The sequence below is a fragment of the Gordonia sp. ALPHA1B1 genome, assembly GCF_005502615.1.
Lineage (GTDB): Bacteria > Actinomycetota > Actinomycetes > Mycobacteriales > Mycobacteriaceae > Gordonia > Gordonia hongkongensis.
The window spans coordinates 147717-173739 of sequence record NZ_SCOC01000005.1; the positions used below are offsets into that span (position 1 = coordinate 147717).

The 26023-nt window shown below is 68.4% G+C and carries 21 protein-coding genes; 13 read left to right on the forward strand and 8 right to left on the reverse strand.

Annotated features, from left to right (window positions below):
* Window positions 1-18 precede the first annotated feature (18 nt).
* The 3 genes from FFS52_RS05140 to FFS52_RS05150 are packed head-to-tail and all read right to left on the reverse strand — an operon-like array spanning window position 19 to window position 3789.
* Entirely contained in the window at window positions 19-1062 is a 1044-nt protein-coding gene (locus FFS52_RS05140) for an ABC transporter ATP-binding protein (protein WP_137809046.1), read from the reverse strand.
* Window positions 1059-2714, reverse strand: coding sequence for an ABC transporter permease subunit (locus tag FFS52_RS05145; protein WP_137809070.1), 1656 nt, complete (start codon window positions 2712-2714; stop codon window positions 1059-1061). The genes FFS52_RS05140 and FFS52_RS05145 overlap by 4 nt, the downstream gene beginning before the upstream one ends.
* 7 nt (window positions 2715-2721) lie before the next feature.
* Complete coding sequence (locus FFS52_RS05150; RefSeq protein WP_137809047.1) at window positions 2722-3789, reverse strand: thiamine ABC transporter substrate-binding protein; 1068 nt, start codon at window positions 3787-3789, stop codon at window positions 2722-2724.
* Between the two features lie 299 nt (window positions 3790-4088).
* On the opposite strand from FFS52_RS05150, the gene FFS52_RS05155 reads away from it, so the two are divergent.
* The 5 genes from FFS52_RS05155 to FFS52_RS05175 all read left to right on the forward strand — a co-directional run bounded on the left by FFS52_RS05155 (window position 4089) and on the right by FFS52_RS05175 (window position 8951).
* Complete coding sequence (locus FFS52_RS05155; RefSeq protein WP_058252518.1) at window positions 4089-4919, forward strand: hypothetical protein; 831 nt, start codon at window positions 4089-4091, stop codon at window positions 4917-4919.
* Window positions 4920-5162: 243 nt separating this feature from the next.
* Window positions 5163-5819 (forward strand): GAP family protein, encoded by a 657-nt coding sequence (locus FFS52_RS05160; protein ID WP_068971193.1) that lies wholly within the window; start codon window positions 5163-5165, stop codon window positions 5817-5819.
* A gap of 234 nt (window positions 5820-6053) precedes the next feature.
* The gene (locus FFS52_RS05165; RefSeq protein WP_068971190.1) at window positions 6054-6956 is read left to right on the forward strand and encodes a hypothetical protein; all 903 of its coding nucleotides are present in this window, start codon (window positions 6054-6056) and stop codon (window positions 6954-6956) included.
* A gap of 52 nt (window positions 6957-7008) precedes the next feature.
* Entirely contained in the window at window positions 7009-8292 is a 1284-nt protein-coding gene (locus tag FFS52_RS05170; RefSeq protein WP_068971191.1) for a lipase family protein, read from the forward strand.
* A complete protein-coding gene (locus FFS52_RS05175) occupies window positions 8289-8951 on the forward strand; it encodes a lysoplasmalogenase family protein (RefSeq protein ID WP_065632625.1) in 663 nt (220 codons plus the stop codon). Before FFS52_RS05170 ends, FFS52_RS05175 begins: the two co-directional genes overlap by 4 nt.
* Window position 8952: 1 nt before the next feature.
* Here FFS52_RS05175 and FFS52_RS05180 read toward each other — a convergent pair whose 3' ends face one another.
* A complete protein-coding gene (locus tag FFS52_RS05180) occupies window positions 8953-9498 on the reverse strand; it encodes a hypothetical protein (RefSeq protein ID WP_083207512.1) in 546 nt (181 codons plus the stop codon).
* A gap of 49 nt (window positions 9499-9547) precedes the next feature.
* On the opposite strand from FFS52_RS05180, the gene FFS52_RS05185 reads away from it, so the two are divergent.
* Both FFS52_RS05185 and FFS52_RS05190 read left to right on the forward strand, forming a co-directional pair.
* The gene (locus tag FFS52_RS05185) at window positions 9548-10135 is read left to right on the forward strand and encodes an HhH-GPD-type base excision DNA repair protein (RefSeq protein WP_065632624.1); all 588 of its coding nucleotides are present in this window, start codon (window positions 9548-9550) and stop codon (window positions 10133-10135) included.
* 162 nt (window positions 10136-10297) lie between these two features.
* Entirely contained in the window at window positions 10298-11158 is an 861-nt protein-coding gene (locus FFS52_RS05190; protein WP_223258932.1) for a hypothetical protein, read from the forward strand.
* A 27-nt stretch (window positions 11159-11185) separates the two neighbouring features.
* Here FFS52_RS05190 and FFS52_RS05195 read toward each other — a convergent pair whose 3' ends face one another.
* A complete protein-coding gene (locus FFS52_RS05195; protein WP_137809048.1) occupies window positions 11186-13003 on the reverse strand; it encodes an HNH endonuclease signature motif containing protein in 1818 nt (605 codons plus the stop codon).
* A 435-nt stretch (window positions 13004-13438) separates the two neighbouring features.
* On the opposite strand from FFS52_RS05195, the gene FFS52_RS05200 reads away from it, so the two are divergent.
* Together FFS52_RS05200 and FFS52_RS05205 are read left to right on the forward strand one after the other, a co-directional pair.
* Window positions 13439-14733, forward strand: a protein-coding gene (locus FFS52_RS05200; protein WP_137809049.1) for an IS3 family transposase whose coding sequence is annotated in 2 segments (ribosomal slippage) — window positions 13439-13712 and window positions 13712-14733 — 1296 coding nt in all. Because the reading frame shifts where the segments join, the coding sequence is not laid out codon by codon here.
* Between the two features lie 15 nt (window positions 14734-14748).
* Entirely contained in the window at window positions 14749-15264 is a 516-nt protein-coding gene (locus FFS52_RS05205) for a DDE-type integrase/transposase/recombinase (protein WP_137809050.1), read from the forward strand.
* On the opposite strand, the gene FFS52_RS05210 is transcribed toward FFS52_RS05205, so the two are convergent.
* The 3 genes from FFS52_RS05210 to FFS52_RS05220 all read right to left on the reverse strand — a co-directional run bounded on the left by FFS52_RS05210 (window position 15261) and on the right by FFS52_RS05220 (window position 19549).
* On the reverse strand, window positions 15261-16643 hold the full coding sequence (locus FFS52_RS05210; protein WP_249356495.1) for an IS1380 family transposase: 1383 nt from the start codon (window positions 16641-16643) through the stop codon (window positions 15261-15263). The two genes, FFS52_RS05205 and FFS52_RS05210, sit on opposite strands and share 4 nt — an antisense overlap.
* A 342-nt stretch (window positions 16644-16985) precedes the next feature.
* Window positions 16986-18281 carry a WS/DGAT domain-containing protein gene (locus tag FFS52_RS05215; RefSeq protein WP_137809051.1) on the reverse strand — a complete coding sequence of 432 codons (1296 nt, stop codon included), beginning with the start codon at window positions 18279-18281 and terminating at the stop codon, window positions 16986-16988.
* Between the two features lie 26 nt (window positions 18282-18307).
* The gene (locus FFS52_RS05220) at window positions 18308-19549 is read right to left on the reverse strand and encodes an acyl-CoA dehydrogenase family protein (protein WP_068970007.1); all 1242 of its coding nucleotides are present in this window, start codon (window positions 19547-19549) and stop codon (window positions 18308-18310) included.
* A gap of 184 nt (window positions 19550-19733) precedes the next feature.
* Here FFS52_RS05220 and FFS52_RS05225 point away from each other — a divergent pair, with 184 nt between their 5' ends.
* The 4 genes from FFS52_RS05225 (at window position 19734) to FFS52_RS05240 (ending at window position 25988) form a co-directional block, all read left to right on the forward strand.
* Window positions 19734-22130, forward strand: a complete 2397-nt coding sequence (locus FFS52_RS05225; RefSeq protein WP_137809052.1) for an acetyl-CoA acetyltransferase — start codon at window positions 19734-19736, stop codon at window positions 22128-22130.
* A 121-nt stretch (window positions 22131-22251) separates the two neighbouring features.
* Window positions 22252-23493 carry an AI-2E family transporter gene (locus tag FFS52_RS05230; RefSeq protein WP_058252505.1) on the forward strand — a complete coding sequence of 414 codons (1242 nt, stop codon included), beginning with the start codon at window positions 22252-22254 and terminating at the stop codon, window positions 23491-23493.
* Window positions 23494-23583: 90 nt separating this feature from the next.
* Entirely contained in the window at window positions 23584-24816 is a 1233-nt protein-coding gene (locus tag FFS52_RS05235; RefSeq protein ID WP_004022519.1) for an acyl-CoA dehydrogenase family protein, read from the forward strand.
* Window positions 24817-24836: 20 nt separating this feature from the next.
* Window positions 24837-25988, forward strand: coding sequence for an acyl-CoA dehydrogenase family protein (locus FFS52_RS05240; RefSeq protein WP_058252504.1), 1152 nt, complete (start codon window positions 24837-24839; stop codon window positions 25986-25988).
* Window positions 25989-26023: the final 35 nt, after the last annotated feature.

Sequence of the window (26023 nt, forward strand, 5' to 3'; positions counted from 1 at the left end):
TCGCCGGCCCACGCGGTGTCACGACCCGATCACCGCGACCCGTTCCGGCACCAGACGCACCCGCATCCGGTCACCGATCGCGACGAAGGCATCGGTGACCGCATCGATCTCGCCGACCGGGGTGTCGATGCGCACGCGCGGGCCGGCCGGGAGTTCGGCGACGAGCACGACGGTCGCTGTCGCTGCCGTGTCCTCGTCCGCCCCCGGCGACGCCGGGCCGATCGAGACCGACTCGGGCCGCAGACCGAGCCTGCGACTGCCGTCGGGGAGGTCGAGTGGCATCTCGCCGAGCACGGTGTCGGCAACACCCGACCGGACCTGCGCATCGACGACGGTCGTGGCGCCGAGGAAACGCGCGGTCCACTCGTCGACCGGGTGTCGCCACAGCGCCGCCGGAACGTCGGTCTGGATCATCACCCCGTCCCGCATGACCGCGATCTCGTCGGCCATGGTGGCCGCCTCGGCGTGGTCGTGGGTCACCACCATCGTCGGCACGCCGGCCGCTCGCACGATCTCCGAGATCTCCACGGCCAATTCGTCTCTCAACCGCCGGTCGAGCGCGGCGAGCGGCTCGTCGAGCAACAGCAGACGCGGACGCGGGGCCATGGCACGCGCGAGCGCGACCCGTTGGGCCTGGCCGCCCGACAGGGTTTCCACGAGACGCTTGTCGTAGCCGGTGAGTCCGACGACGTCGAGCATCTCGGCGACGCGATCGGCGATGGCGCGACGCGACCAGCGCCGCACCTTCAGCCCGTACGCGACGTTCGACGCGACACTGCGCCCGCCGAAAAGTTGCCCGTCCTGGAAGACGACCCCGAAGTCCCGCCGATGGACCTCGACGCCGGCGAGGTCGACTCCGCCGAACCGCACCGTTCCACCGACCGGCGACTCGAGTCCGGCGATCGTCCGGATCAGGGTCGACTTGCCGCACCCCGACGGGCCCAGGATCGCGGTTACCAGTGACCCTTCTCCCCCGAGCCGCCACGACAGACCGTCGATGACGGTCTCGCCGCCGTACGCGACCGTGAGGTCGGAGATCTCCAATGAACTCTGCGTGGTCACAGCAGCGGCACCTCCGAGCGGGGGCGGAACGCCTCGACCACGACGACTGCGACGACCGTCGCGATGACGAGGACCACCGAGGCGGCCATGGCGGTGGCCAAGTTCTCGGCGCCTGGGCGGTTCAGGGCGGACCCGATGAGTACCGGAAGGGTGGTCGCGTCCGCGCGGGCGAGGAAGCTCGTCGCGCCGAACTCGCCCAGGGCCATGACGAAGGCGAACCCACCGGCAGCCCCCATCGACCTTCCGACGATCGGCAGGTCGACGGTCGCGAACACGCGAAACGGCGTGGCGCCCAACGTCGCCGCGGCATGCCGCAACCGGACCGGCACCGACTCGAGTGCGGGCATCATGATGCGGATGACCACCGGAATCGCGATGAGGGCCTGGACCAGTGGGATGACCGCGGGCGATGCGGCGATCTCGTACGGCAACGACGCCAACACGATGAGGTAGCCGAATCCGAGTGTGACAGCACTGATCCCGAGCGGGATGAGCGAGACGGCCGAGCCGATCGCCCCGACGACTCCGTGCGCGCGATGCAGCGCGACGGCGGCGAGCGTCCCGACCACCAGGGCGATGGCGGTCGCCGCGGTGGCGGTCACCAGCGAATAGCGCAGGCTCTCCAGGGGTGTCACCCCGTTGACGGGTTCGGCCAGTGCGCGGTAGCCGGCGAGGGTCCAGTCGCCGCGGGCGACCGGTCGGACCGACCGCACCATCAGCACCAGGACCGGTCCGACGAGGAGGACTGCTGTCCACGCCCCCACCACCCAGACCACCGGCCGCGTCCAGCGGCCGCCGGCGACCCTGCGATTCCGTTCGGCCCGCCGGGCGCCGCCACCCGATCCGCGGCTCGCCGGATCGGCGAACACCCGCGTCAGCAGCAGCGCCGCCATGACCACCACGATCTGCAGCATCGACAGCGCGACCGCCTCGGGAATCCGGAAGTATCCGATGGCCTGCGTGTAGATCTCGGTCTCCAGGGTCCGCAGCTCCCCGGCGCCGAGAATGATCACGACGCCGAAACTGGTGGAACAGAACAGGAAGATCAGCGCGGCCGCCGACGCCGTGGCGGGCACCAGGCGCGGCACGACCACGGTCATGGTCGCCCGAATCCGGCCCGCCCCGAGCGACCGTGCCGCCTCGAGCAGCCGCGGGTCGAGGTTGCGCCAGGCCGCGCCGACGACGCGGACGACGACGGCGATGTTGATGAACATGTGCGCCGCGAGCACGGCCGGCAGCCCGGATTCGATGTGCAGGAACGCCAATGGGCCGGACAGCAGAGAACGGAAGGCGACACCGACGACGACCGTCGGCAGCACGAATGGCACGGTCACCACGACGGCGAGCACGACCGCGGTGGTCCCGCGGACCCGGGCGAACAACCACGCGATGGGTGCGGCGGCGACGAGCGCCAGGACCGTCGAGGCGGCCGCCTGGCCCAGGGTGACGCCCAGAAGCCCCAGGGCGTCGGTGCGGTCGAGCAGTTCGATCAGGCCCACCCCGGAGTCACGGGCGATCGTGACGGCGCGCCGGACGAGCGCGATCACCGGCCAGGCGAACAGCACCACGACGAACAGCGCCGGGACCACCCACAGCGCAACCGGTCCGGCGGCCCGGGCCACCCGGGTCACCACTGTCCCGGCCGGGGTCACCGAGTCGTCACCGGCCGACCGCGGCACGCCACTGGTCGAGCCACATCTCGCGGTTCTCCGCGATCGTGGCGGGCGGCAACGACGACATCCAGGTGGGCACCTCCGCGCGCGCCGGCCATCCCTCGGGCAGCGGGGTGTCGCGCTGCACCGGGTAGACGTACATCGAGTTCGGGAGTTCTTTCTGCACAGTGGGACTCAGCATGAAATCGACGAGCCTGCGGGCGCCGGTCGAGTTCCGGGTGCCCTTCAGGATGCCGATGTACTCCACCTGCGGGAAGCAGCTGTCGAGCAGCGCGCTCGTCCCGGGCGTCGCCGCCGGCGACGAGGCGTAGGACAGCACGATGGGTTTGTCGCCACGGCCCTCTCCGGCGGTGAAAAGCTGGTTGTAGGCGACCTCCCAGCCCGAGACGATGGTCGCGCCGCCGCCGACGACCTGCCTCCAGTAGTCCTGCCAGCCGTTTCCGAGCGCACCGACGGTGGTGAGCAGGAACGCCGTGCCCGGCGAGGAGGTCGCCGGGTCGGTCACCGCGGTGAGCGAGGCGAATTCCGGGCGGGTCAGGTCGCGGAAGCTCGCCGGCGGGGTCAGAGACCTGGATTCGAACCAGCCGTCGTCGATGTTGAGGCACACATCCCCGCGGTCGACGGCCGTGAGCTGCCCCTCCGCGCCGGGCACCGCGAAATCGGCGGCACCGTCGGCCGCGGCGGGTGACTCATAGGACTCCAGGGCGCCGGCGTCGATCGGACGCGAGGCGAAGGTGTTGTCGATGCCGAAGACCGCGTCTCCCTTGGGCGCACCCGGCGTCAGTGACACCGTCGACGCCAATTGCCCGGCGTCCCCGGACTTCACGATCTTCAGGGTCAGCCCGGTCTCCTGACGGAACTCGTCGATGACCGACTCCGGCAGTTCGAAGGAATCGTGGGTGAGCAGCGTGACCTCGCCGCCCGACGACGAGTCGTCGGCGCAGGCACTGGCCGTCGTCGCTGCCAGTACGACCGCGACGGCACCGACCACCAGGCGCGTCAGTCGCGACCTCCCGCGTGGGCGACCCGACGCGTCAGCGCGCAGCTCTGTCACTTCAGACTCCTGTTCGACCGTCCCCGATCCCCGATTCTCCTCATCCAACCAGGTTGCCGCCTGTCCGTTCGATTCAACCGCCCCGACGTCACTTCGATAACAATTGCATCAATTACCACAACAACCCCACCCGTAACAGACCGGCGGTCTGGACAGTGGAACCCGCGGGGGGCTTAGAATGACCCGCGACGACCCGGGTGAGAGGATGGACTGTCCGCTACCCGACACCCGGGCGGATGACACGACCCGCGAGGCGCTGATCGACTGATCGTCGGCGCCACGACCGTTAGGACACACCAGTGCGTTTCTCCCGGCCACTGAGGTTGCGATCCGGCCATGCCCCGCGTCGACTCCGGACCCGTCGACTCCTCGTCGCCGTGTCGGCGCTCGCGGCGGCGACCTCACTCGCGATGCCGATGGCCGCGCAGGCCGCCCCGGCCCCGAAGGTCGACCAGCGCGTGCTGGACTCGCTCGGCGCGTTCGCTCCCGCGATCATCGGCTCCGTGGCGACGCCCGGACCCGACGGCAAGGTCTCGGTCGACCTGCTCCGCCAGGCCCAGTCGTTCGCCGACACCCCCGGTATGCCGGCTGAGGTCAGCAAGATCTGGCGCTCGATCGCCGACTTCCTCGGCGAACCCGGCCGCAAGCAGGCCGCGCGTCAGCTCGCCGCCGAGCCCAAGCCCGGCGATCCCGAGATCCCGCAGGGCCCGAATGCCCCGAAGATCCAGGAATTCCTCTACCCGACCTTCGGCCTCGGCTGCATCCCCGGCGGCGGTTCGCTCGGTCGCGCCCTGGTCACCGCCGGACCGCAGGAGGCACCTGCCCCCGGCCCCAAGCGCGGCGAGAGCGGTTACGTCTACACCTCGCTCGGCACGGGTCCGGCGATCGACAACAAGGCCGCGCCGCTCACGGTCAGCTGGTTCAACGTCGACACCGGTCGCACGGGTACCACGACGCTCAAGCGCAACCCGAAGATCAACGTAAAGGAAGGCCCCGGCACTTTCACCGGTATCTCGCGAACCGGCAAGGGCCGCGTCATCTCGGCGATCCACGGCAACGTCACCACGAAGACGAAGGGCAAGGTCGTCTCCTGCACCATCGTCCCGGTGATCGGGCTCGCGATCATCTGATCTCTTTCTCCTCTCACGACGAAGGCACCCCGGCTCGCAGACGGGGTGCCTTCGTCGTGAGAGGACCTGCGCTCAGGGCGCCACTATCGGAAGGCGCGGCAGATCACGTGAACATCGGCCGAACAGAACGCGAAATGGCATGCAAGACATATCAAGACCGTCCGTCACGCAAACAGTCCGACATTCGCCACTCTCATGGCGTACAAACGTCATCTGTCGGCACCATGTCGTGAGGAGTTCTCGATGGGACCCGTGCTCGGTGAGTTACTACCCCTTGCGGTGGGTGTCGCGGTGTCGCCGATCCCGATCATCGCGGCGATCCTCATGCTCCTGGGACGCCATGCGCGCACGACGAGTATCGGTTTCGCGATCGGCTGGCTTGTCGGCATCGTCGTCGCGGTGGCCGTCTTCGTGGCCCTCGGAAGCGCCGTCGACCTCGACGGATCGTCGTCGAGCACCGGTTGGATGAAGATCGCGCTCGGTGTCGTTCTGCTCGTCGTCGGGTTGCGTCAGTGGCGTTCCCGGCACGCGGAGTCCGCGACGCCGAAGTGGATGTCGGCCATCGACGAGATGCGTCCGGTGACCGCCACGGGTATCGCGTTCGCGCTGGCGGCGATCAATCCGAAGAATCTCGTTCTCTGCGCGGCGGCGGGTGTCTCGATCGCCTCGGGCGCGCTGTCGATGCCGCAGGACGTGATCGCGGTGGCGATCTTCGCACTCCTGGCCTCGACCTCGGTCGTGGTCCCGGTCGTGGGCTACCAGCTCGCCGCGGCCCGCCTGCGCGAACCACTCGACCGCCTCAAGTCGTGGCTGCAGGCGAACAACGCGACGGTGATGGCGGTGCTGATCCTGGTCATCGGAGTCGTGTTGATCGGCAAGGGAATCGGCGGCGCGAGCTGAGCGTGCCGGCGGTGGTCGGCCTCTGTGCGGCGGTCCGAGGCCGTGCTCAAGGGCACTGAACCCGCAGTTCGCCGCGGTTTCGGTCTCTCGCGGATCGCGCCCATGTCACAGGTCGGACTCGCGACTTGCCGGGTTCCGAGTCTTCGTGGTCTCTTGTAACTCGAGTCCCATCTGTCACACCCGCCACACGTGGCGGGTGCTCGGCCGTCACAGCCGGTTGCCCCAAGGAGAGCCATGTCCCTCACGTCTCGGTTCACGCGTTCCGACGCTCCGCGTCGCGTCACTCGCAGCCGCGCGATCCAGCGCTGCGGCGCCTGTCTCATGGGTGTGGCGATCGCGGCGGCCACCCTCACCGCCACCTCGGCACCGGCGGCGGCCGAGCCACTCATCCCCGCCAACCTGCTCGGCGCGCTGTCGATCCCGTTCGACGCCGAGCTGGCCGGGGCGGTCCGGCTGCTCAAGGCCGCGGGTGTCGACCAGATCGCCGTGCAGGCCGCCCAGACGATCATGGGGAGCGCCGGACAACTCTCGGTCGAGGACATCGCCGGGCGTGCGGGAGCTCTCCCGCTCCCCGCGGCCGCCGAAGGCGCACCCGCGTCGGCCGCCACTCCGGTCGCGGCCCCGACCGACCCCATCGCCCTGTTGCGCACGCTCGGCATCCAGACGCTCACCCCGTCGGTGTCGCCGTTCTGTACCGCCCCCACCGCCGACAACCCGCTCGGACTCGTCACCGCCGGAGCAGGCGCCGTGGCGGGTCCTTGGCCCATGAAGACCGACCCCCTGACCCAGCTCAAGCCGCTGCTCGACATGATCCCCGGCGTGAAGCTGCCCGAGAAGCTCAACCTCGTCGAGAAGGGCGAGACCGCATACGCTTTCGTGCCCGCCTCGCCGACGGCCGGTAGCGGCGGCACAATGCAGGTCGCCTGGTTCAACACCAGCACGCTCCAGGGCGGCTTCGCCGATCTCGACCCGATCACCGACCGCACCGCGCTGACGGCGCTGCCCCTGCTGTCCGGGGTCCGGCTGGCACCGGTGAAGACCGGCAGCGGCACCATCCTGTCGGCAGTCTTCGGCAACGCCAGCAACGGTACCCAGAACTGCTGGTTCCTACCTGCCGTCGGCATCGTCAATGCTTGACGCACAACGCTTTTCGCATCCGGTCACGCCTCACAGAACGAACTGACGACACATGAACCCCCACGGCAACACTTCGAAACCACGGAGTGCCCACCTCGCACGCGCCCTCGCGGCCGCAGTCGCGCTAACGATCGTCGTGGCCCCGGCCGCCGTCGGCATGACGGCGACGGCCGCGGCCGAACCTACTCCGGGAACATCGACGCCAGGCGTGGCCGAGCCGTCGGCAGAACCGTCGTCGACGGACAACAGCGCGCCCGCCGACGACAATGCGGGCACCGTCGACACGCGAGGTCCGGGACAGACGCCGGGCGCCGTCTACGCCAATCGCGAACTCCCCCGGGCACGTACGGTAGCGGGCGCCGGGTCCGGAAACGACTTCACGTACTGGAGCACCGGCGCCGACGGCAAGGCCCATCTGTCCTCGGGCGTGTTGATGGTGCCGGGCGGGCGGGCGCCGGCCGGCGGTTGGCCGATCGTCGCCTGGGCCCACGGTTCGCGCGGCATCGCCGACCGGTGCGCACCGTCGTCGCGGCCCACCGCCGAGGACACCGACGAGCTCAAGCGATGGCTCGGTCGTGGATATGCCGTCGTCAGTACCGATTACGCGGGCGTCGGGACCCCCGGCACGCCGCAGTACTACGATCTCGAGGCCACTGCCCGCAACATCGTCGACGCGGTGCGCGCCTCTCGGGACATCGCCGACAACCTGTCGCGCTCGTGGGCAGTGGTCGGCGAGGGCCAGGGAGCCGCGGCCGCGATCACGCTGGCCCGACTGGCCCCGACCATCCAGGGCGGCAAGCTCGACTTCAAGGGTGCCGCGGCGAGTTCGATTCCCGCCCAGTTCGGTTCGCTCGTGGCCAATCTCGGGCCGTCGTCCGCGGCGATGCCGTCCGGGCTGGCCGCCGACGCGCTGTACACGCTGAGCGCGATCCGCAACGCGCAGTCCGACCTCGATCTCGACGCCTACCTCACCGACACCGGCAAGAAATGGCTGACCAAGGCCGCCGCGTCGTGTGTCACCGAGTTCGCGCGTGAGGTGGACGGTCTCGCCATCGGCTCGCTGTTCACCAAACCGCTGTCAGGGAACACCGAACTCACCGCCCTGCTGACCAAGGCGACCGAGCTGCCCACTCGCGGCTTCGAGCGTCCGGTCCTGATGACGCAGACCCTGCAGGACACCTCCGTCGTCGTACCGCTCACCCTCAAGTACCTCAACGACGCCCGGGTCGGCGACAGAAAGGTGTCGGCGCGTACCTATCTGACGCTCGACGGTGCCCAGTCGAAGCGGTTCTCCGACAACGACATCCGCGCGTTCGTCGCCCGCGTCCTGCGGTGAACCGAACGTTCCGGATCGCCTATGCGGCCACTGCCGCGGCAGCGACGATCGCCGGGTCGGCCGGTGATCGACGCAGCGCCGCGATCACCAAACCGCTGCCGATCGCGCTTCTCGCGGCGCGGGTGGCCGCCGGAGCACGACGCCGCCCGGTCGCCGACACCGTCGCCCTGGCGTCCGTCGTCGGGTTCTCCGCGCTCGGCGACCGGTTCATGTTGCAGGAGGAATTCGAACACGACGACCCGGCCACGAAGGATCGTTTTCTCCGCAGGGGTGCAACGTCTTTCGCGGGCGCACAGTTGAGCTACGCGGTCGCGATGTGGCGTGCCGGCGCACGACCGACGGTTCGGTCCGTCGCGCCGCGGGTGGGCGTTCTCGCCGAGTCGGCGACGGTGCTGAGCCGACACCGCCCTGCCCTGCTGCCGGTTCTGGGGACGTACGGCAACACGCTCGCGACGATGTCGGCGCTGGCGGCGGACGTGCCGACGCCGCAACCGCGCTTGCGGGCGGGCGGGTGGTTCTTCCTGCTCTCCGACCTCGCGATCATCAATCGACGACACCTGGTCACCGACCCTCGACTCCGGGTGGCCGGCGAGGCCTGGGTGCTCGCAAGCTATTTCACCGCGCAGTACCTGCTGATCGGCGGACTCGCCGACCGGTGAGTCAGGCGACCGCGCGGCCCGAGCAGGTCGAGTACTTCGGATTGGTCATCGGTAAGAAGGCCAGCGCACCGATCTTCTGGCGGATCGTGAAGGCGACGGGACCGCTGCCCGGATGGATGTCGACCTGCCATTTGATGGTGTACCCGCGGCCCGGAACAGTGGTGACGCCGGTACGTCCGGTCCGCAGGTTCCGCCACGACACCGACACCTCGTAGGTGTATTCGAGGGCCACTGCTCGGGCACGGTCGGTGCCGATGAGCGCGATGACGGGTCCGGGTAGTCCGTCCGCGGGGTGCCGGATCTGGTTGAACACGTCCACGCGGACCTTGACCGTGCCTGCCGGCCACGGGTTGACGCTGTCGCACCGCAGGGTGGTGACGTAGTTCGCCCCGTCGTCTGCCGGTGCGGCCCCGGCGGCTCCAGTACCGAACAGCGACACGGCCAGCGCCAGCACGGCGCCGGCCACCGTCGCGACCGTTCCCACTCCGACGCGTCCCCGCCGACGTCTGCCGTTCTCGAAGCCGACCGTGTTCTCCCCGCTCATCATGGGGGCAGTCTAGAGCCGCACGCGGGTGCCGTCTGCCAGAATCGACCCCATGCCGAAGATCCAGATCGCGCAGGAACCCGCGGCCGACGAACTCCTGTCGAACGATTCGTTCGCCCTCCTCACGGGAATGCTCCTCGACCAGCAGTTCCCGATGGAACGGGCCTTCGCCGGGCCGGCCAAGATCCGTGACCGGTTCGGCACGATGGATCCGGTCGAGATCGCCGACGCCGACCCCGAGGCGTTCGCCGACCTGTGTGCCACTCCCCCGGCCATCCACCGCTACGGTCGGTCGATGGCCGGCCGGGTCCAGGCGCTCGCGAAAGTCGTCGCCGAGGAGTACGGCGGCGACGCCGCACGCATCTGGACCGAGGCCGCCGACGGCGCGGACCTGATGAAGCGATTGCGCGCCCTGCCCGGGTTCGGCGACCAGAAGGCAAAGATCTTCGTCGCGCTCGTCGCCAAGCAGCTCGACGTCAAGCCGTCGGGCTGGACCAAGGTCGCCGGCGACTACAGCAAGAAGGGGTTCCGGTCGGTGGCCGACGTGACCGGCCCGGATTCGCTGCAGAAGGTCCGCGACTTCAAGAAGGCGGCGAAGGCCGCCAAGGCGGCAGAGGCACCGGCGACCGGTGCGCGGTAGCGACACCGCCCTTCGAAATCACCGAACCCTCGCCCCGAACGCCGGTCGGTTGGCCTAGGGTCGGAAAGCATGGAGTCCCTTCCGGATCGGCCGCCACCCGACCGTCGCCGCGTCGACCGTAGACCGGTGGCCACGGCGGACGCGGGCCGTGCGCTCGTCGAGATGCCGTTCCGACTCGGTTTCGCGGTCACCGGGGTGGTGCTCAGTGCAGCCGAGTCCGCAGTCGCCATCGCCCGTATCACGGCTGGGAGCGTGCAGAACGAGATCGCACTGGCAGTGGGCGTCGACGCCGACGAGCTCGGATCACTCCGGACGCCGCTCGCTCTCCTCAACCAGCTGTCCGAACTACTCGGCCCCGAGCGGCCGTTCGGCAGGATCCTGGCCAACGGCGGTCCGCTGGAGCGACTGCTCGATCCCGGGGGTGTCGTCGACCGGCTCACCGCCCCGAACGGTCCGCTCGACAAGCTCACCGCCGAGGGCGGACTCCTCGACCAGGTCGCCGAGGAACGAGGCATCCTGGTGCGCCTCACCGCGAAGGGTGGACCGCTGGACCGGTTGACCCGGCCGGGTGGCGTGGTCGACCAGTTCACCGAGAACGAGGGCATCCTCGAGCGCCTCACCTCCGAGGGCGGCATCGTCGACAAGTTGACCGCGCCCGACGGTGTGCTCGAGAAGGTGACCGCCGCGGGAGGCATCCTGGACCGGCTCGCCGAGGACGACGGCCTGCTCGATCAGCTCCTGGGCGAGAACGGCGCGGTCGAGCGTGCGATCGCACCGGGCGGGCCGCTGGACCGGATCTCCGAGCTCACCGAGGTCATCGGGCAGCTCGGACCCAACCTGCTCGCCATGCAGGAAACGGTCCACGAGCTCGCCGAGACCGTCGACCTGCTCAACCAGACGGTCGCACCGCTCGGCGGTCTCGCCGAACGACTTCCCAAACGCCTCACCCGTCCGCCGAAGGGGTCGGGCGGCAATGGACACGAAGACGCTCCGGCGGACACGAACGGGTACCCGCGGAGTTAGCCGCCACAGGCCACGCCGAGCGCCGGGTCAGAATGGCGGGGGCTCGTCGTCGTGGGTTGTCGCTTGATGGTGGGCTGCCTCGTTCCGGGCGCGGCGGTTAGCTTCGCGCTGTTTGTTGTTGCGGGCACGTTCTTCTCGCCGCTTCGCGTGTTTGGCGGCGGTGCGTTCGGTGATCGTGCGCGGTGGTCGGCCTTGCTGTTGTCTGCCTTGCCGTTCGGGCACGATGATCCGCGGTGTCGGTGGGGCTTTCGCGGCTTGTTCGAACCGGATGCGACGCAGGTTGGGGAAGAGGTCTTCGAGGGTTTCGGCCTCGCCGGGGATCACAAAGCCCTCGGGCGTGACGTATTCGGTGACCAGGCGGCCCTCGTCGTCGCGGTACTGCACATCGGTCCAGTCACCGTGGGTCTTGTGCAGATGACCGGGACGGCATTTGGCGTTGAGGTTCTCACTCGAGGTCGCACCCCCGCGTGCCGGCCGGGCGTGGTCGTACTCGGCGACGTGATCGACATCGGCGGTGAATGCCGAACGCGTGCAACCCGGCTCGGTGCAGTAGCCGTCGCGCACCCGCACGAACTCCGCGCACGCACTTGTCGGACGATACGGGTCACCAGGCAGGGCAGCCGGGTAGACCACCACGACCTCCGACGACACCGGCTCCGCCGACGATGAGGCCGAAGTCGGGGGCGTCGACGCGTCACCCGCGCCGCCGGCGTCGGTGTTGGTGTTGGTGTCGGCGTCATCTGTAGCCTGCTGTGGCGCGGCGATGTTCGCCGTACGCGTGGTGTCGTCGTCGTATCCGCCCTCGCCGGTCGCGGCTGGGCCGCCGGCGACGACCTGCGACGGTGGTGTGCGGACCGGGGTGACCGGCCTGATCGTCGCGTCGGGCCGGGCGGCAAGGTCGCGCACATGCTCGTCGGAGATGACTCCGTGCCCGTCGACCCAGCCGGGTCCGGACCCCCCGGCCAGGGTGTCGGCGTCGGTGACCACGTGAATCACGATCTCGGTACTCGCCGCCGCACCGGCAGGATCGACTGGTGTTGTGGTGCAGTCGGACTGACCGCACGCACACGTGAACGCTGTTCGGGTGAGCAACGCGTACATGGCGTCGGACTTACGTTCCCCGAGGGTGCGGCCATCCCGGTCGCAGACGGATGCGGCCAACTCCCGTACCGAGGCGTTGGAAGCTCGGATGTTCTCGGCGGCCATGACCGCGGTGATCTCACCGGTGCCGTCACCGTGGTTCTCGGTCCACACCCCGCGTTTGTCGAGCGCTTCGCGGCGCCGTTCCCGGACGGCGTCGGCGTCGTGGCCGAAGACCAGGCGGTCGATCATGTCGCGCAAACCGGACGTCGACCACGACCCGGACCGGGAGCGCAGCAGGTCGGCGATCGATTCGTCGAGCACCTCGATGATCCGGCGGCTGGCGGGGTCGTCGGGGTCGAGAAGGTGATCATCGGACACCAAGTGCGTGCGTCCGATGATCTCCCGGATCTGGTGCGGCCCGATGACACCGTCGCGCAACGTCTCCAACACCCGCGGCAACCGGTCACGCAGACACAGCGCCTCGTCGACCAGCATCCCCGCCCGGTAGCGGGTGATCCCGGCCTCGCGCGAGACCCGGGCGACGATGTCACCGAAACCGTCGGAGACGTAACTGTTGCCGACAGTGGTCAACAGCCGATCGCAGAGCACCAGGATCGTCTGGTAGCGGCACCACGCCAGATATGACTCGCCCGCGCGGATCGACCCCAGGCGCTGCATATGGGTGGCGGTGTCGGCTTCGGCCGGGCGGGCAGGATCGACCCCGGCGAGGAACTCGCCCGGCAGATCCGTCCATGCCCCCACAGTGACTCCCCCAAAGTCGTTGCCGCCCGGCCTGGTTGACCGGTCCAACTGATACATCCAAGGTAGACCCGACCACCGACAAGAATTCGCACCCGACGATCAGCCCTCGACATCTGGCTATGGTCGGCGGCGCAGATCACGTCGAATTCGCTGGGAGCGGGGACATTGGTCGCCAGGCCCTTCGTGACGCGGCCCGGCCGCCGTCGTGGATCACGAAAGAACCGTTGTGCGCGGCGCGAGCCCTTCTACTGCTCCCTGAGCCTGGATCTTTCATGTGGGGTTGTGTTTGGTGGGGTTGTGGTGTGGGCGTGCGGGTTTTCCGGCGTTGTGTCGCCGGTTCTTCGTTGTCCTGGGTTGTCGGGTGGGGGCTGCGGTGACCGGGTGAATCACCCCTGGTTTGATGCCGCTTCCTTCTGAGTCAGGAAGGATGAGCTCATGCCTAAAAAGATCGATCCAGAGGTCCGTTCGAGGGCTCTGCGGTTGCTGGAGGCCCACGGCGGCGAGTACACGTCGTTGACTGCCGCTGCCGAAGCGATCGCTAAGCAGGTCGGTGTCGGCGGAGAGACGGTACGCGGGTGGGCAGTGCAGGCACAGGTCGATGCCGGCGCCCGCTCCGGGACCACCTCGAAGGAGTCCGCCGAGATCAAGCGTCTCAAGGCGGAGAACAAGCAGTTGCGAGAAGACGTTGCCATTCTGAAGGCGGCGACAACTTTCTTCGCGGGGGAACTCGACCCCCGCAACCGATGATCGTGGCGTTCATAGATCAGATGCGCAGCAACGGTTTTGCGGTCGAGTCGATCTGCCGGGTCCTGCGTGAGCAGGGCTGCATGGTTGCCGCACGAACCTACCGGGCATGGCGAACACGAATGCCTGCTGCTCGTACCGTCTCCGACGCTCACGTCGTCGATGCGGTGCGCAATGTCGTCTGGCGCACCGATGACGACGGCCGACGGAAGATGACTCCCGAGGGCCTCTACGGGCGGGTGAAGATGCGCGCCCATCTGCACCGCACAACACTGCCTGGGGTGTCCTACGGCGCTGTTGATCGAGCAATGAAAATGCTAGGCCACAACGGAATTCGAAGATCCAAAGGGGTCCGCACGACCGTCCGCTCCGCTGACGGTGTACGCGCGGAGGATCTGCTGAACCGACAGTTCAGTGCCGCCGAACCCAACCGGGTCTGGGTGACCGATTTCACCTACTGCCGGACATGGGCCGGGTGGGTGTACGTGGTGTTCATCATCGACGTGTTCTCCCGTCGAATCGTGGCGTGGCACGCATCGACATCGAAGACAGTCGAGCTGGTGACGGTCCCGCTTCGGATGGCGCTGTGGCAGCGCAAGCGGGAAGGGCATCCGGTGAAAGCTGCTGAGCTGATTCACCATTCAGATGCGGGAAGTCAGTACACATCGGTTACACTGACTGAACGTCTGCGACTCGAAGACATCGCGGCGTCGATCGGAACGGTCGGGGACGCCTACGACAACGCGCTGGCCGAGTCGGTGAACGGCTTGTACAAGACCGAATTCATCCGGACCACGATCTTCCACTCCGGTCCGTACAAGACAGTCTCCGACGTCGAGTTCGCGACCGCTGGTTGGGTCGACTGGTACAACAACAGCAGACTGCACTCGAGTATCGGCCAGATCCCCCCGACCGAGCTCGAAACGCTTCACTACGCTGGCCTCGGCCCCGAGGACCAGCCCAATTGGAGGCGGCACAGAACCTAGGGTGATTCAGGCTGGGTGTACGCGGCGTTCGTCCTGGACGTGTTCTCGCGGATGGTCGTCGGCTGGCAGGTCTCGACCACCATGCACACCGACCTCGCCCTCGACGCCCTGAACATGGGATTGTGGGCACGGTCGCGTGCCGGCCACGACGTGGCCGGGCTGATCCACCACTCCGACCGCGGAGTGCAATACCGAGCCATCCGCTACACCGAACGACTGGCCGAAGCCGAAGCGGTGACATCTGTTGGCTCCAAAGGGGATTCATACGACAACGCGATGGCTGAGGCGTTCAACTCGCTGTTCAAAGCCGAATGCATCCGTAACCCCGTGATGCGCCCGCGAGGCGGCTGGGCAGGTGTGGGCGAGGTCGAGATCGCCGTCGCTGAGTACGTCGAATGGTTCAACCACCGCCGCCTGCACGGCGAGATCGGACACGTCCCACCCGTCGAGTACGAGAGCGCCTACTGGTCGACCCACACCGTCACCAGCTACCGTGAGAACCCGGTCCCCGCAAACGCTGGAACCAACTAACCGAGCCTCCAGCAAACCCGGGGCGATTCAAGGTGGGGCCAGTTGCGGGGAAGTCGTAGGAGGTGGCGGCGTCCGGTTCGGATGATGCGGCCGGCCACGGCGAGGATGCGTAGGCGTAGTTGTTTGGGTTCCCATCGGCGGATCGGTGAGTGGGGGTCCCAGCACAGGGTTTGGGTCCACACGAGTAGTTCTGTTGCCAGACAAGCTATTTCCAGCCAGATCTGGTTCTTGGCGAACGCCTGGAACGGGAGGTTGGCCAGTCCGGTGTCTTTGAGGTTGCGGATGCGGTCCTCGGCGCGGGCGCGTTGACGGTGGCGCAGTTCGAGTGTGGGTAGTGTCCAGCCGGTGCCGCGGGTGTTGGTGGCGAACACGGTGTAGCGGCGGCCCTCGATGTCGGTGAGGCGGAGTTGGGCGCCGGAGTGGGGGTATTCGCGGCGGGCGATGACACGCATCCCGGCCGGCCACGGTGCGTCACTGTCGGCGAGGGCGGGGATCGCGGTGGTGAGTTCGGCGACGTGGGCGTCAAGCCGGGGTTGACCGTTGGCGTCGACCGCGGGTTGCCAGGCCTGTTCGGGAAGGCGGGCGAGCGCGGTTTTGATGGTGTCGGAGACGATGTAGCCGATCGAGTACTGCAGCCCGGCGTCGGTGATGTGGGCCAGGAACTTTTTAGAACATCCCGCGGCGTCGGTGCGCACGAGTACCTGGCCGCGTTCACCGGCCGGCAACTGAGCCAGCGCGGCGGTCAGCGTGGAGATGTGCAGGTCAGCGCCTTGTGGTGAGGCGCCGCCGCGGCGGAGGTCGCAGATGAGTGGTTCCCCGGTGCCGTACTGGCCGTGATCGACCAACGCGCACATCGGGGCGTGGCCGTACTGGCGTTTGTAGTTGATTTCGGCGTGTTCTTTGTCCGAGTGCGCGGTCACGGTGGTGGCGTCGAGATCGATGATGACTTGGCCGCCGTCGACGCTGCCCGGTTGTCCTTCGAGTGGTCGGCGTCGCGCCCACACGTTGTTTCGGCAGTGTGCGCGGGCCTGGCGGATGGCGGCCACCACTGCGGTGGAGTCGTCGGCGAGGGTGCTGATCAGGCGAGATACCGTCGGATCCGAGGCGACGAGACCGAACAGGGCCGGTTGGGCGCGCACGACCGCCAGATCCGACACGCAATCGCCGCCCACAGCGACCGCGGTCGCGAGGTCCATCAGCATTTTGGCCGGATCATGCACGGTGCGTGTGGTGGTCCACGGCTGCAGTGCCGTGGTCAGGGCGGTATCGAGACCGGCGATGCGCATGGTTTCGCGGAGCAGGACTGCGCCGGTGGAGCTGGTCAGTGACTCGCTGCGGTCGGTATCGACAACCAGATGTGGGTAGCGGTTATGCTTCACTTGCGAAGTGCCTCTCTGCGCCCGGATCATTGTGTTGTGGTGATTCAATAATCCACTGGCAGACAGGCACTTTCGCGTATTCACACGCCCCAAACCTCACAAACCCCTGAAATATCCAGGCTGAGGAGCGAGCTTGCGGAGGCCGTCACGAAGGGTCTTGGTGAGATGACGTCGCCACCCTTCGAGGCTCGTCGCTAACGCTCCTCGCACCTCAGGGAGCAAAGGGAGGGCATCGCAGACCAGCGGTTTCGTGGTTCTTTGGGATGAGGGAGCAGAGGGGGCGGCTGCGCTTCTCGCAACTCAGCTCAGGGAGTGGAGCGGAGGGGCCGCCGCGGCGCGCAGTCAGCCACCCAGCGCTCGCGCGAGCAGTTCCACGTACCGGTCCACATCGTTCATGACATTCGGGCTCGTGGTCACCGAGATCGCGACCCGGTCGCCGATCCCGTGTACGCCGTGAGTCAATCCCTGAGCCGGCGACAGCGCGGGAAACCCTGTGGTGAAAAGGATCTCACCGCCGTCGAGGTCGAGATCGGCGGCTCCGCGGTTCACCGACGAGACCACGGTGACGCCGGCGACCGTCGCCGGCGGGGTGTCGAGATCGAAGGATCGGATCCCCCATCGGGTCAGGATCGCCGGTGTCGACTCCGACGCCCGACGCTGCGCGACCCGCAGCGGTTCCGCCTCGGCGGCGCGTGCGGCGGCGATCTCGGCGCCGATGAGTCGTGCGCGCTCGCCCAGATCGTCGATGTCGATGTGCAAGTCAATCCCCGCATTGCGAAAGTGATTGCGCGCTCGACGTTCTCCGCCGCGCCCGACCGTCAGCTCCGCGCCGGATCGTCGATCCCGGTCACCCAGATACTCCGGGAGCGCCACCGAGACCGCGGTGAGAACCGCGACCGTGACCGGCACTCCGGGTCTGCCGAGTTGATCACGCGCGACGACCAGCACACGCAGGGTCCGCCGCGGTCCGGGCGGGACGTTCAACCGAGTCGGCGCATATCCCGCCGTGCCCGGCACGGATGCCGCGGCGAGCCGCGCCGCGCGAACCCCTCGCCACGCTGTCGTGACGAACTCGCCGGGAAATCGAAGCACTCCGCCGAGCGCCGTACCGGCGTCGACCATCAGCTCGCGGAAGGGTGAACGCACCTCGGGCAGCGGTCGTCGTGGAGTTGCGGGAGCCGTGAACCAGTCGCGCGCGATCCGCGACATCCGACGCCCGTCACCCAGGGCGTGACAGACCTGGAGCACGACGACGACCACCGGACCCGTCGCCGCCGGGACGTCGGCGACCGGGCCGAAGAGGTGCGCCCGCCACGGCTCCCGCGTGGGATCGAGCGGTTGGGCGATGAGCCCGGCGATCTCCGTCAGGCACGACGACCACGTGCGGTTCGACGCGTCCACGCGGACCTGGTCGTCGGCGGGCCGGACGGATTCCCAGTACGGGCGGTCGGCGGTGTCAGGAACATCTCGTATCCGGAGGCACAGATCGTCGACGTGCGCCGCCCGGAAGCGGAGTCGCGCCGCGCAGTCCTCGATCGAACTGCGCGGCGCGGCAAAGCAATACACCAGGAACTCGTCGTTCGGGATGCGCTGCGACATCCAGTACGACACCGCGTCCGCCGCGGCCATCCGGTGCATGGCCGCCAGCGTAGCGGCACGGCGTGCTACTTCTGTCCGGCGCTCCAGGCGTACGGCAGGTCGGTGCCGTTGAGCACGTGGTCGCCGACGGCCTGCAGCTTGAAGATGAGCGGGTTGTGCACCGAGATCACCCGGGCGTTGCGCCAGTGGCGATCCAGGCGCAGACGCTCGGAGGTGATCGACGCGCCGCCGACCTCGAACAGTTGAGTGGTCGCGTCGAGCACGGCGGGGATGACGGCGGCCTGGGCACGGGCGACGTCGAACTCGACGCGGTCGAGGAGTTCGGCGTCCTCCCAGCCGGCGAGCGCGAGCTCGTCGAGCTCGTCGGCGATGTCGAGGACCAGCGTGCGCGCGGTGTAGGCAGCCGCCGACAACCGGCCGATCACCTGCTGCACCAACGGATCATGGCGCGGCAGGTCGGCGGTCGAGTGCGTGAAGGTGCGCGTGCGGTTGCGCACCCACTCCACGACGTCGTCGGTGGCGCGTGCCGCGATACCCGCGAGCACCGAGAGCTGCACGAGTTGCAGATACGACGTCGCGTAGGTGCGCCCCTCCCCGCCGTAACCCGGGCCGAGGACACGATCGGCCGGCACCTCGACGTCGGCGAATTCGGTGGTGCCGCTGGCGGTCAGGCGCTGACCGAAGCCGTCCCAGTCGTCGTGCTGGGTGACGCCGTCGGCGTCGGCGTCGACGAGTACCGAGACCCGCTCACCGTCTTGGTCGGCGGCGACGAGGATGTGGTCGGAGTAGAGGCTGCCGGTGCTGTAGTACTTGGTGCCGTCGAGCCGGAACCCGCTGCCGTCGGTACTCGCCGGATCCGGGGTGAGGCGCGTCTGGTACCGGTCGATGGCGCCGACGCCGGGTTCGGTGATCGCGTTGCCGACCAGCGTCCCCTCGCCGACCTTGCGCAACCACTGCTGCGCAGCCTCGTCCGGGAGGGCGGCGAGCTGGTCCTCGACGAACGACCAGTGCACCCGCAGGGCCTGCGGGAGATTGGACTCCGCGGCGGCCAGCTCGATGAGCAACCGGAACAGCTGACGGATCGACGCGCCATGACCGCCGAATTCCACCGGCACGCGCAACGCGCCGAACTTCGCCTTCCGTAGCCACGCGACCTCGTCGTATGCAAGCCTACGGTCGTCCTCGCGCTGCACGGCGCCTTCGGCGATCCGGGCGAAGATCGGTGCGAACACCTCGTCGAGACGCTCGTCCGTCGTTCCGGTGGCGGGCCGGTTGGTTTGCTCGGTGGACGGCACAGTGGACGTCATCGGGGGTCCTTTCGATCGCAGACTGGTCGGCGACAGTCTGGTCGGCTCGGCACCGGCCGACCACGGTTGCAACCGCGCTGACCGCAACGCTGACGTTCCGGGCGCGTGCACCGCACACTGACGCTCCGACGCTCGTCGGCCACCTCCGATGAGACCCCGGTCACGCCATGTGTCAATGTTTGGTATGCCAACAACGCTCGTTGATATCGATCCGACCACCCCCGTCGTCGTCGGCGTGGGCCAGGCATCGGAACGCCTGACCGATCCCGGATACGAGGCGCTCGGCGAGGCCGACCTCGCCGCCCGGGCGGTGACCGCCGCATTCGCCGACGCCGGAAGCGACGTCGCCGGGTCGATCGACACGATCGCCGCGATCCGCTCGTTCGAGATCTCGAGCCCGTTGTCGTCGTCACCGCTGGGCCGACCGGACAACATGCCGCGCGCGGTCGGCAACCGGATCGGGGTGGACCCACGCCGCGCCGTGCAGGCCGTGACCGGCGGCCAGACCCCGCAGACGATGCTCACCGAACTCGCGGCGGCCATCGCCGCCGGCGACTCCGAGGGGGCCGTGGTGTTCGGCGCCGAGGTGATGTCGACGGTCCGCCACCTCATGTCCCAGCCGGAGAATCAGCGCCCGAACTTCGCCGAGGAGGTCGGCGGTCAGCTCGAGGACCGCGGCTTCGGGCTCAAGGGCATCATCTCGGTCGCCGAGATGCGGCACGGCCTCGCGTCGGTGTTGCCGCAGTACGCCCTGCTGGAGAACGCCCGCCGCCACGCCTCCGGCCTGGGCCGCGACCCCTACATCGCCACGATGGGTGAGTTGTTCGCGCCGTTCACCGAGGTCGCCGCCGCCAGCCCGCACTCGGCCGCCCCGACGGCGCGCACCGCCGACGAACTCGTCACCGTCACCCCCGAGAACCGGATCGTGTCCGATCCGTTCACCCGGTACATCGTGGCGCGCGATCAGGTCAACCAGGCCGCAGCCGTGGTCGTGATGTCGGTGCGGGCCGCGCAGGCCGCCGGCATCGACCCCGCGAAATGGGTGTTCCTGCACGGTCATTCGTCGACGGTGGAACGCCCGGTCCTGGCTCGCCCCGAATTGTCCTCCGCTCCTGCGGCTCCCGCGGCGGTGCGGCATGCGCTGCAGGTCGCCGGGATCGGGCTCGACGACATCTCCGTGGTCGACATCTACAGCTGCTTCCCGATCGCGGTGTTCAACGTCCTCGACGGGATCGGCATGTCGCCCGACGATCCGCGCGGGCTGACCGTGACGGGTGGCCTGCCGTTCTTCGGCGGGCCGGGCAACAACTACTCGCTCCACGCGATCGCCGAAGTCGTCACCCGCGTCCGGCGATCGCCGGGTGACTACGGTCTCGTCGTCGCCAACGGCGGTGTGCTGAGCAAGCATGCCGCGGGTGTCTATTCGACGACGCCGGCACCGTGGCGTCCGGACACCAGCGGTCCGGTCCAGGCCGAGCTCGACGCGGTACCGACCGTTCCCACGATCGCCGACGCCGACGGCGCCGCGGTCGTCGAGACCTACACGGTCATCCCGCAGAAGAACGGCCGCCGCACCGGTGTGGTGATCGGCCGGCTGGTCGATCCGACCGTTCCGGAGGGACTCGGCGCCCGCTTCGTGGCCAATCTCGATTCCGACGACGACGAACTCTTCGACCTCCTCCTCACCGCCGAGGACCCCGTCGGCACGCCGATCGTCGTGCGGTCTTTCGACAAAGGCAATCGGGTGGCCCTGACCTCCGCGGCCATGAACTCCCGGCATCCGGTCGTCGCGCCGGCGTTCCGCGACTCCTACGAGCACGTCGAGATCCGTCGCGACGGTCGGCTGCTCGAGGTGACCATCAACCGGCCCGACGCGCGCAACGCGTTGAACCCCGCCGCGAACGCCGAACTCGACTCGATCTTCGAGGCCTACTTCGCCGATCCCGACCTGTGGGTGGCGATCCTGACGGGCAAGGGCGACAAGGCCTTCTCGGCGGGCAACGACCTCGCCGCGACCGCCGGCCCGGCCGCCCTGTCGGTGCCGAAGAACGGGTTCGCCGGACTCACCTCGCGGCGCAGCCTGCCCAAGCCGGTGATCGCGGCGGTCAACGGGTTCGCGCTCGGCGGCGGCTGCGAGATCGCGATGGCCTGTCACATCGTGGTGGCCGACGAGGACGCGTCGTTCGGACTGCCCGAGGTGAAGGTGGGTTTGGCGGCCGCCGCGGGCGGCCTGGTCCGCCTGCCGCGGATGATCCCGCCCGCGCTCGCACGCGACATGATCCTGACCGGGCGTCGGATCTCGGCCGCCGAGGCCGCGGCCGCCGGACTGGTGAGCCGGATCGCCCCGGCCGGAAAGGTTCTCGAGACCGCACGCGGCGTGGCCGAGGAGATCCTGGCCGCCTCTCCGACGTCGGTACGGGCGTCGATCGCCACCATGGAGCAGTCCGACGCCATCACCGACACCGTCGACGCCGTCCACGCCAGCACCTCGGTTCTCGACTCGCTCGTGATCAGCGGCGACACCCTCGAAGGGATCATGGCGTTCGTGATGAAGCGGCAGCCGAACTGGAAGGGCCACTAGTCACCGAAAACGCGCGGATGGTCGCCGGATGCTGAACACTTGACGGCGGCCACTCCGCGCGCTCGAGTGTGGGGTGGCCGCTGTTTCGACGTTCCTGTCGTGTCCAGAAAGGCGGCACACCATGTCCGGTAGCAGTGAGGCACGCGGAACCAAGTCCTCCAAACGCACACCCCCACCACCGTCGTACCGGGTCGATCCCCCCGACTGGACACTGCCGCGGGGCACCATCGTGCTCCTCACGATCGCCGGCCTCGTCGTCGCCATCGGCGGCATCAAATCGGTGGCGTCGCTGGTCGGTCCGGTCTTTCTCGCGCTGATGCTCACCGTCGCCGTCCAGCCGGTCCCGAACTGGTTGCGCAAGAAGGGCTTCCCGCGGTGGGCCGCCTTCGTGACGACGGTGCTCCTCGTCTACGGAATCCTCATCGGGCTGTTCGCGGCGCTGGTGTTCTCCGTCGCGCGCCTGGCATCGATCCTGCCGCAGTACGACGACAAGTTCGACGACCTCGTCACCGGCTTCCAGAACTTCCTCACCAGCCACGGCGTCAGCCACGACAAGGTGCAGGACATGATCTCCCATGTCGACACCAGCAAGGTCGTAGGTGCCGTGACCGACGTGCTGAGCAGCACGTTCAGCGTGGCCTCGGCGCTCGTGCTCGTCCTCGCCCTGCTACTGTTCATGGCCGCGGACTCGGTCGGCTTCGACGACCGGATGAACATCCTGGACCGGATGCGCCCCGACATCGCATCGGCCTTCCGTTCGTTCTCGCAGGGGACGCGCAGCTATCTGTGGGTGTCGACGGTCTTCGGCCTGATCGTCGCCGTGCTCGACAGCGTGGCCCTCGCGTTGCTGTCCATCCCGCTCCCCATCCTCTGGGGCCTGCTGTCGTTCATCACCAACTACATCCCGAACGTCGGCTTCATCATCGGTCTGGTCCCACCCGCGCTGCTCGGACTGCTCGTCGGGGGGCCCACGAAGATGATCGTCGTCATCGTCGTCTACAGCGCGATCAACGTCATCATCCAGTCGGTCATCCAACCGAAATTCGTCGGCGACGCGGTCGGATTGTCGACCACCCTGACCTTCCTGTCCCTGCTCTTCTGGGCCTGGGCGATCGGGCCGCTGGGCGCGATCCTCGCGGTGCCGCTGACCCTGCTCGCCAAGGCCTTGCTCATCGACATCGACCCCGCCACCCGCTGGGCAGACGTGCTGCTGTCGTCGGGCGGGCAGCCGAAGAGCCCGGACCCGACCGAGGCGGGGACATCCGACGACGACACGAGAGAACCCGCGAAGACCACGGGCACGAAGGGTGAGGATCCGCCACCCGGATCGGCCCCGGGCGTCACACTGGAACCGGAAACGTGAGGCGGGCTACGCACCGCGCCGATCATTGGGTAGATTCCCTTTCGACCCCAATCTGACCACAACCGTTTACAGATAGGTTGCGCACCGCTCATGGACATGAACTGGTCTCCGGACGACGCTGCGTTTCGCGACGAGGTCCGCGCGTTCCTCGACGAGAAACTGACCCCCGACCTACGCGCGGCGGGCACGCTGCGCACCAGCGTCTACTCCGACCACGAGGCCTCGATGGAGTGGCAGGCGATCCTGCACGAGCGTGGCTGGGCCGCTCCCGCGTGGCCGGTGCAGTACGGCGGATGCGACTGGTCGCAATCCCAGCACTACATCTTCAGCCGTGAGTCGATCCTCGCCGGCGCGCCGTCGCTGTCGCCGATGGGCATCCGCATGGTGTCGCACGCGATCATGGCGTTCGGCACCGACGAGCAGAAGAACTTCTTCCTGCCGGGCATCCTCGACGGCAGCGTCTTCTTCTGCCAGGGCTACTCCGAGCCGGAGTCCGGCTCCGACCTCGCGTCGCTGTCGATGGCCGCGGTCGACGACGGCGACGACCTCGTCGTCACCGGTTCCAAGATCTGGACCACCCACGCCTCCGAGGCGAACTGGATCTTCTGCCTCGTGCGGACCTCGCGCCAGGAACGCAAGCAGCAGGGCATCACGTTCGTGCTCATCGACATGAACTCGCCGGGCATCGAGGTGCAGAACCTCGTGTTCGCGTCCGGCGAGCAGGTGCAGGCGCAGGTCTTCTTCGACGGCGTGCGCGTGCCCAAGAAGAACGTCCTCGGCAAGATCGACGACGGGTGGACCGTCGCGAAGTACCTGCTCGTCTTCGAGCGTGGCGGCGGCGCGGCCGCCCCGGCGCTGCAGGTCATGGCCGAGCAGCTCGGCCGGGACGCGGCGTCGGTGACGGCGCCGAACGGCGGCCCGCTGTCGGAGGATCCGGCCTTCGCGGCCAAGCTCACCGACCTGCAGGTGCGCGCGAAGATCCTCGAGGTCCTCGAGTACCGCGCGCTCGCCGCGATGAGTTCGGGCAAGGACCCCGGTTCCATCGCGTCGATGCTGAAGATCCTCGGTACCGAACTGAGCCAGGAGATCACGACCCTCAGCCTGGAGGCCGCGGGCCCGCACGGACGCGTCTTCCAGCCGCACGCCACCAAGCCGGGCGGACCCATCTTCCAGTACACCCCGCCCACCGACGGCTACGTCAGCGGCGAACCGTGGCAGGCCGTCGCGCCGCTGCACTACTTCAACGACCGCGCGGGCTCGATCTACGCCGGCAGCAACGAAATTCAACGAAACATCCTCGCCAAAGCGGCTCTGGGTCTCTGACGGGTCACAGGAGATAACCAATGGACTTCACACTCACACCCGAACAGCAACTGCTGTCCGACGGTCTCGACAAGTTCCTCGACGCGCGGTACGACCTGCAGGTCAGCCGCGACGCCGCGAAGGTCGGCGAGGGCTGGCAGCCGAAGATCTGGAAGGCCTTCGTCGAGGACCTCGGGGTCGTCGGCGCCTGTCTGCCGGAGGACATCGGCGGATTCGGCGGCGGCCCCGAAGAGCTGATGGTCGTCACCGAAGCACTCGGGCACGCCCTCGTGGTCGAGCCGTTCGTCGACACGGTCGTGCTCGGTGCGGGCCTGCTGCACGCGACCGGCAACCCGGTCGCCCTCGAGGCCGCCGGTCGCATCGCCGAGGGCGAGGCGCTCAGCGCACTCGCCGCGCTCGAGGACGGCTCGGGCGGGGTCCTCTCCCGCATCGAGACCTCCGCCGACCGGGACGGCGACGAGTGGGTGCTCAACGGCACCAAAGCCGTCGTCACCACGGCGCCGCTCGCCGACTACCTGATCGTCAGCGCCCGCACCGCAGGCGAACCCCACGATCCCGCCGGCGTCTCCCTGTTCCTGATCGATCTCGCCGACGGCGGGCCGACGGGGCTCGAGCTGCACAAGCTGCGCACCATCGACGACCGCCAGGCCGCCGACATCACTTTCACCGACGTGCGCCTGCCCGGCGACGCGCTCATCGCCGACGAAAACGCCATCGAGATCCTCGAGAAGGCGTGGGACACCGCGACCGCCGCGGTCGTCTCCGAGGCGGTCGGCCTGATGCGCAAGGTGTTCACCGACACCGTCGAGTACTCCAAGCAGCGCGAGCAGTTCGGGGTTCCGATCGGCAGCTTCCAGGTGCTGCAGCACCGCATGGTCGACATGCATCTCGAGCTCGAACAGTCGGTCGCCGCACAGTATTTCGCGATCCTGTCCCTCGAGGGCTCCCCGGCGGAACGGGCGGCGGCGGTCTCGGCTGCCAAGGCCACCGTCAGTCGCGCCGCCCGGTTCATCGGCCAGAACGCGGTGCAGTTGCACGGCGGGATGGGGATGACCGAGGAGCTGGCCATCGGCCACTACTTCAAGCGTCTCACCGCCATCGAGTACGAATTCGGCACCGCGGACGCCCATCTCGCCCGTTTCGCGACCGCCACCGCGCAGATCGACGCCTGACCGCATCGTCGAATCGCCACCTCCCGGTTCCGGAG

Excerpts from the sequence above, each read along its gene's own strand:
- FFS52_RS05220 (WP_068970007.1), bottom strand. The coding sequence starts at position 19,549 with ATGACGTCCACTGTGCCGTCCACCGAGCAAACCAACCGGCCCGCCACC.
- FFS52_RS05170 (WP_068971191.1), top strand. The coding sequence starts at position 7,009 with ATGAACCCCCACGGCAACACTTCGAAACCACGGAGTGCCCACCTCGCA.
- FFS52_RS05235 (WP_004022519.1), top strand. The coding sequence starts at position 23,584 with ATGGACATGAACTGGTCTCCGGACGACGCTGCGTTTCGCGACGAGGTC.
- FFS52_RS05225 (WP_137809052.1), top strand. The coding sequence starts at position 19,734 with ATGCCAACAACGCTCGTTGATATCGATCCGACCACCCCCGTCGTCGTC.
- FFS52_RS05240 (WP_058252504.1), top strand. The coding sequence starts at position 24,837 with ATGGACTTCACACTCACACCCGAACAGCAACTGCTGTCCGACGGTCTC.
- FFS52_RS05215 (WP_137809051.1), bottom strand. The coding sequence starts at position 18,281 with ATGCACCGGATGGCCGCGGCGGACGCGGTGTCGTACTGGATGTCGCAG.
- FFS52_RS05185 (WP_065632624.1), top strand. The coding sequence starts at position 9,548 with ATGCCGAAGATCCAGATCGCGCAGGAACCCGCGGCCGACGAACTCCTG.
- FFS52_RS05180 (WP_083207512.1), bottom strand. The coding sequence starts at position 9,498 with ATGATGAGCGGGGAGAACACGGTCGGCTTCGAGAACGGCAGACGTCGG.
- FFS52_RS05230 (WP_058252505.1), top strand. The coding sequence starts at position 22,252 with ATGTCCGGTAGCAGTGAGGCACGCGGAACCAAGTCCTCCAAACGCACA.
- FFS52_RS05190 (WP_223258932.1), top strand. The coding sequence starts at position 10,298 with ATGCCGTTCCGACTCGGTTTCGCGGTCACCGGGGTGGTGCTCAGTGCA.
- FFS52_RS05165 (WP_068971190.1), top strand. The coding sequence starts at position 6,054 with ATGTCCCTCACGTCTCGGTTCACGCGTTCCGACGCTCCGCGTCGCGTC.
- FFS52_RS05160 (WP_068971193.1), top strand. The coding sequence starts at position 5,163 with ATGGGACCCGTGCTCGGTGAGTTACTACCCCTTGCGGTGGGTGTCGCG.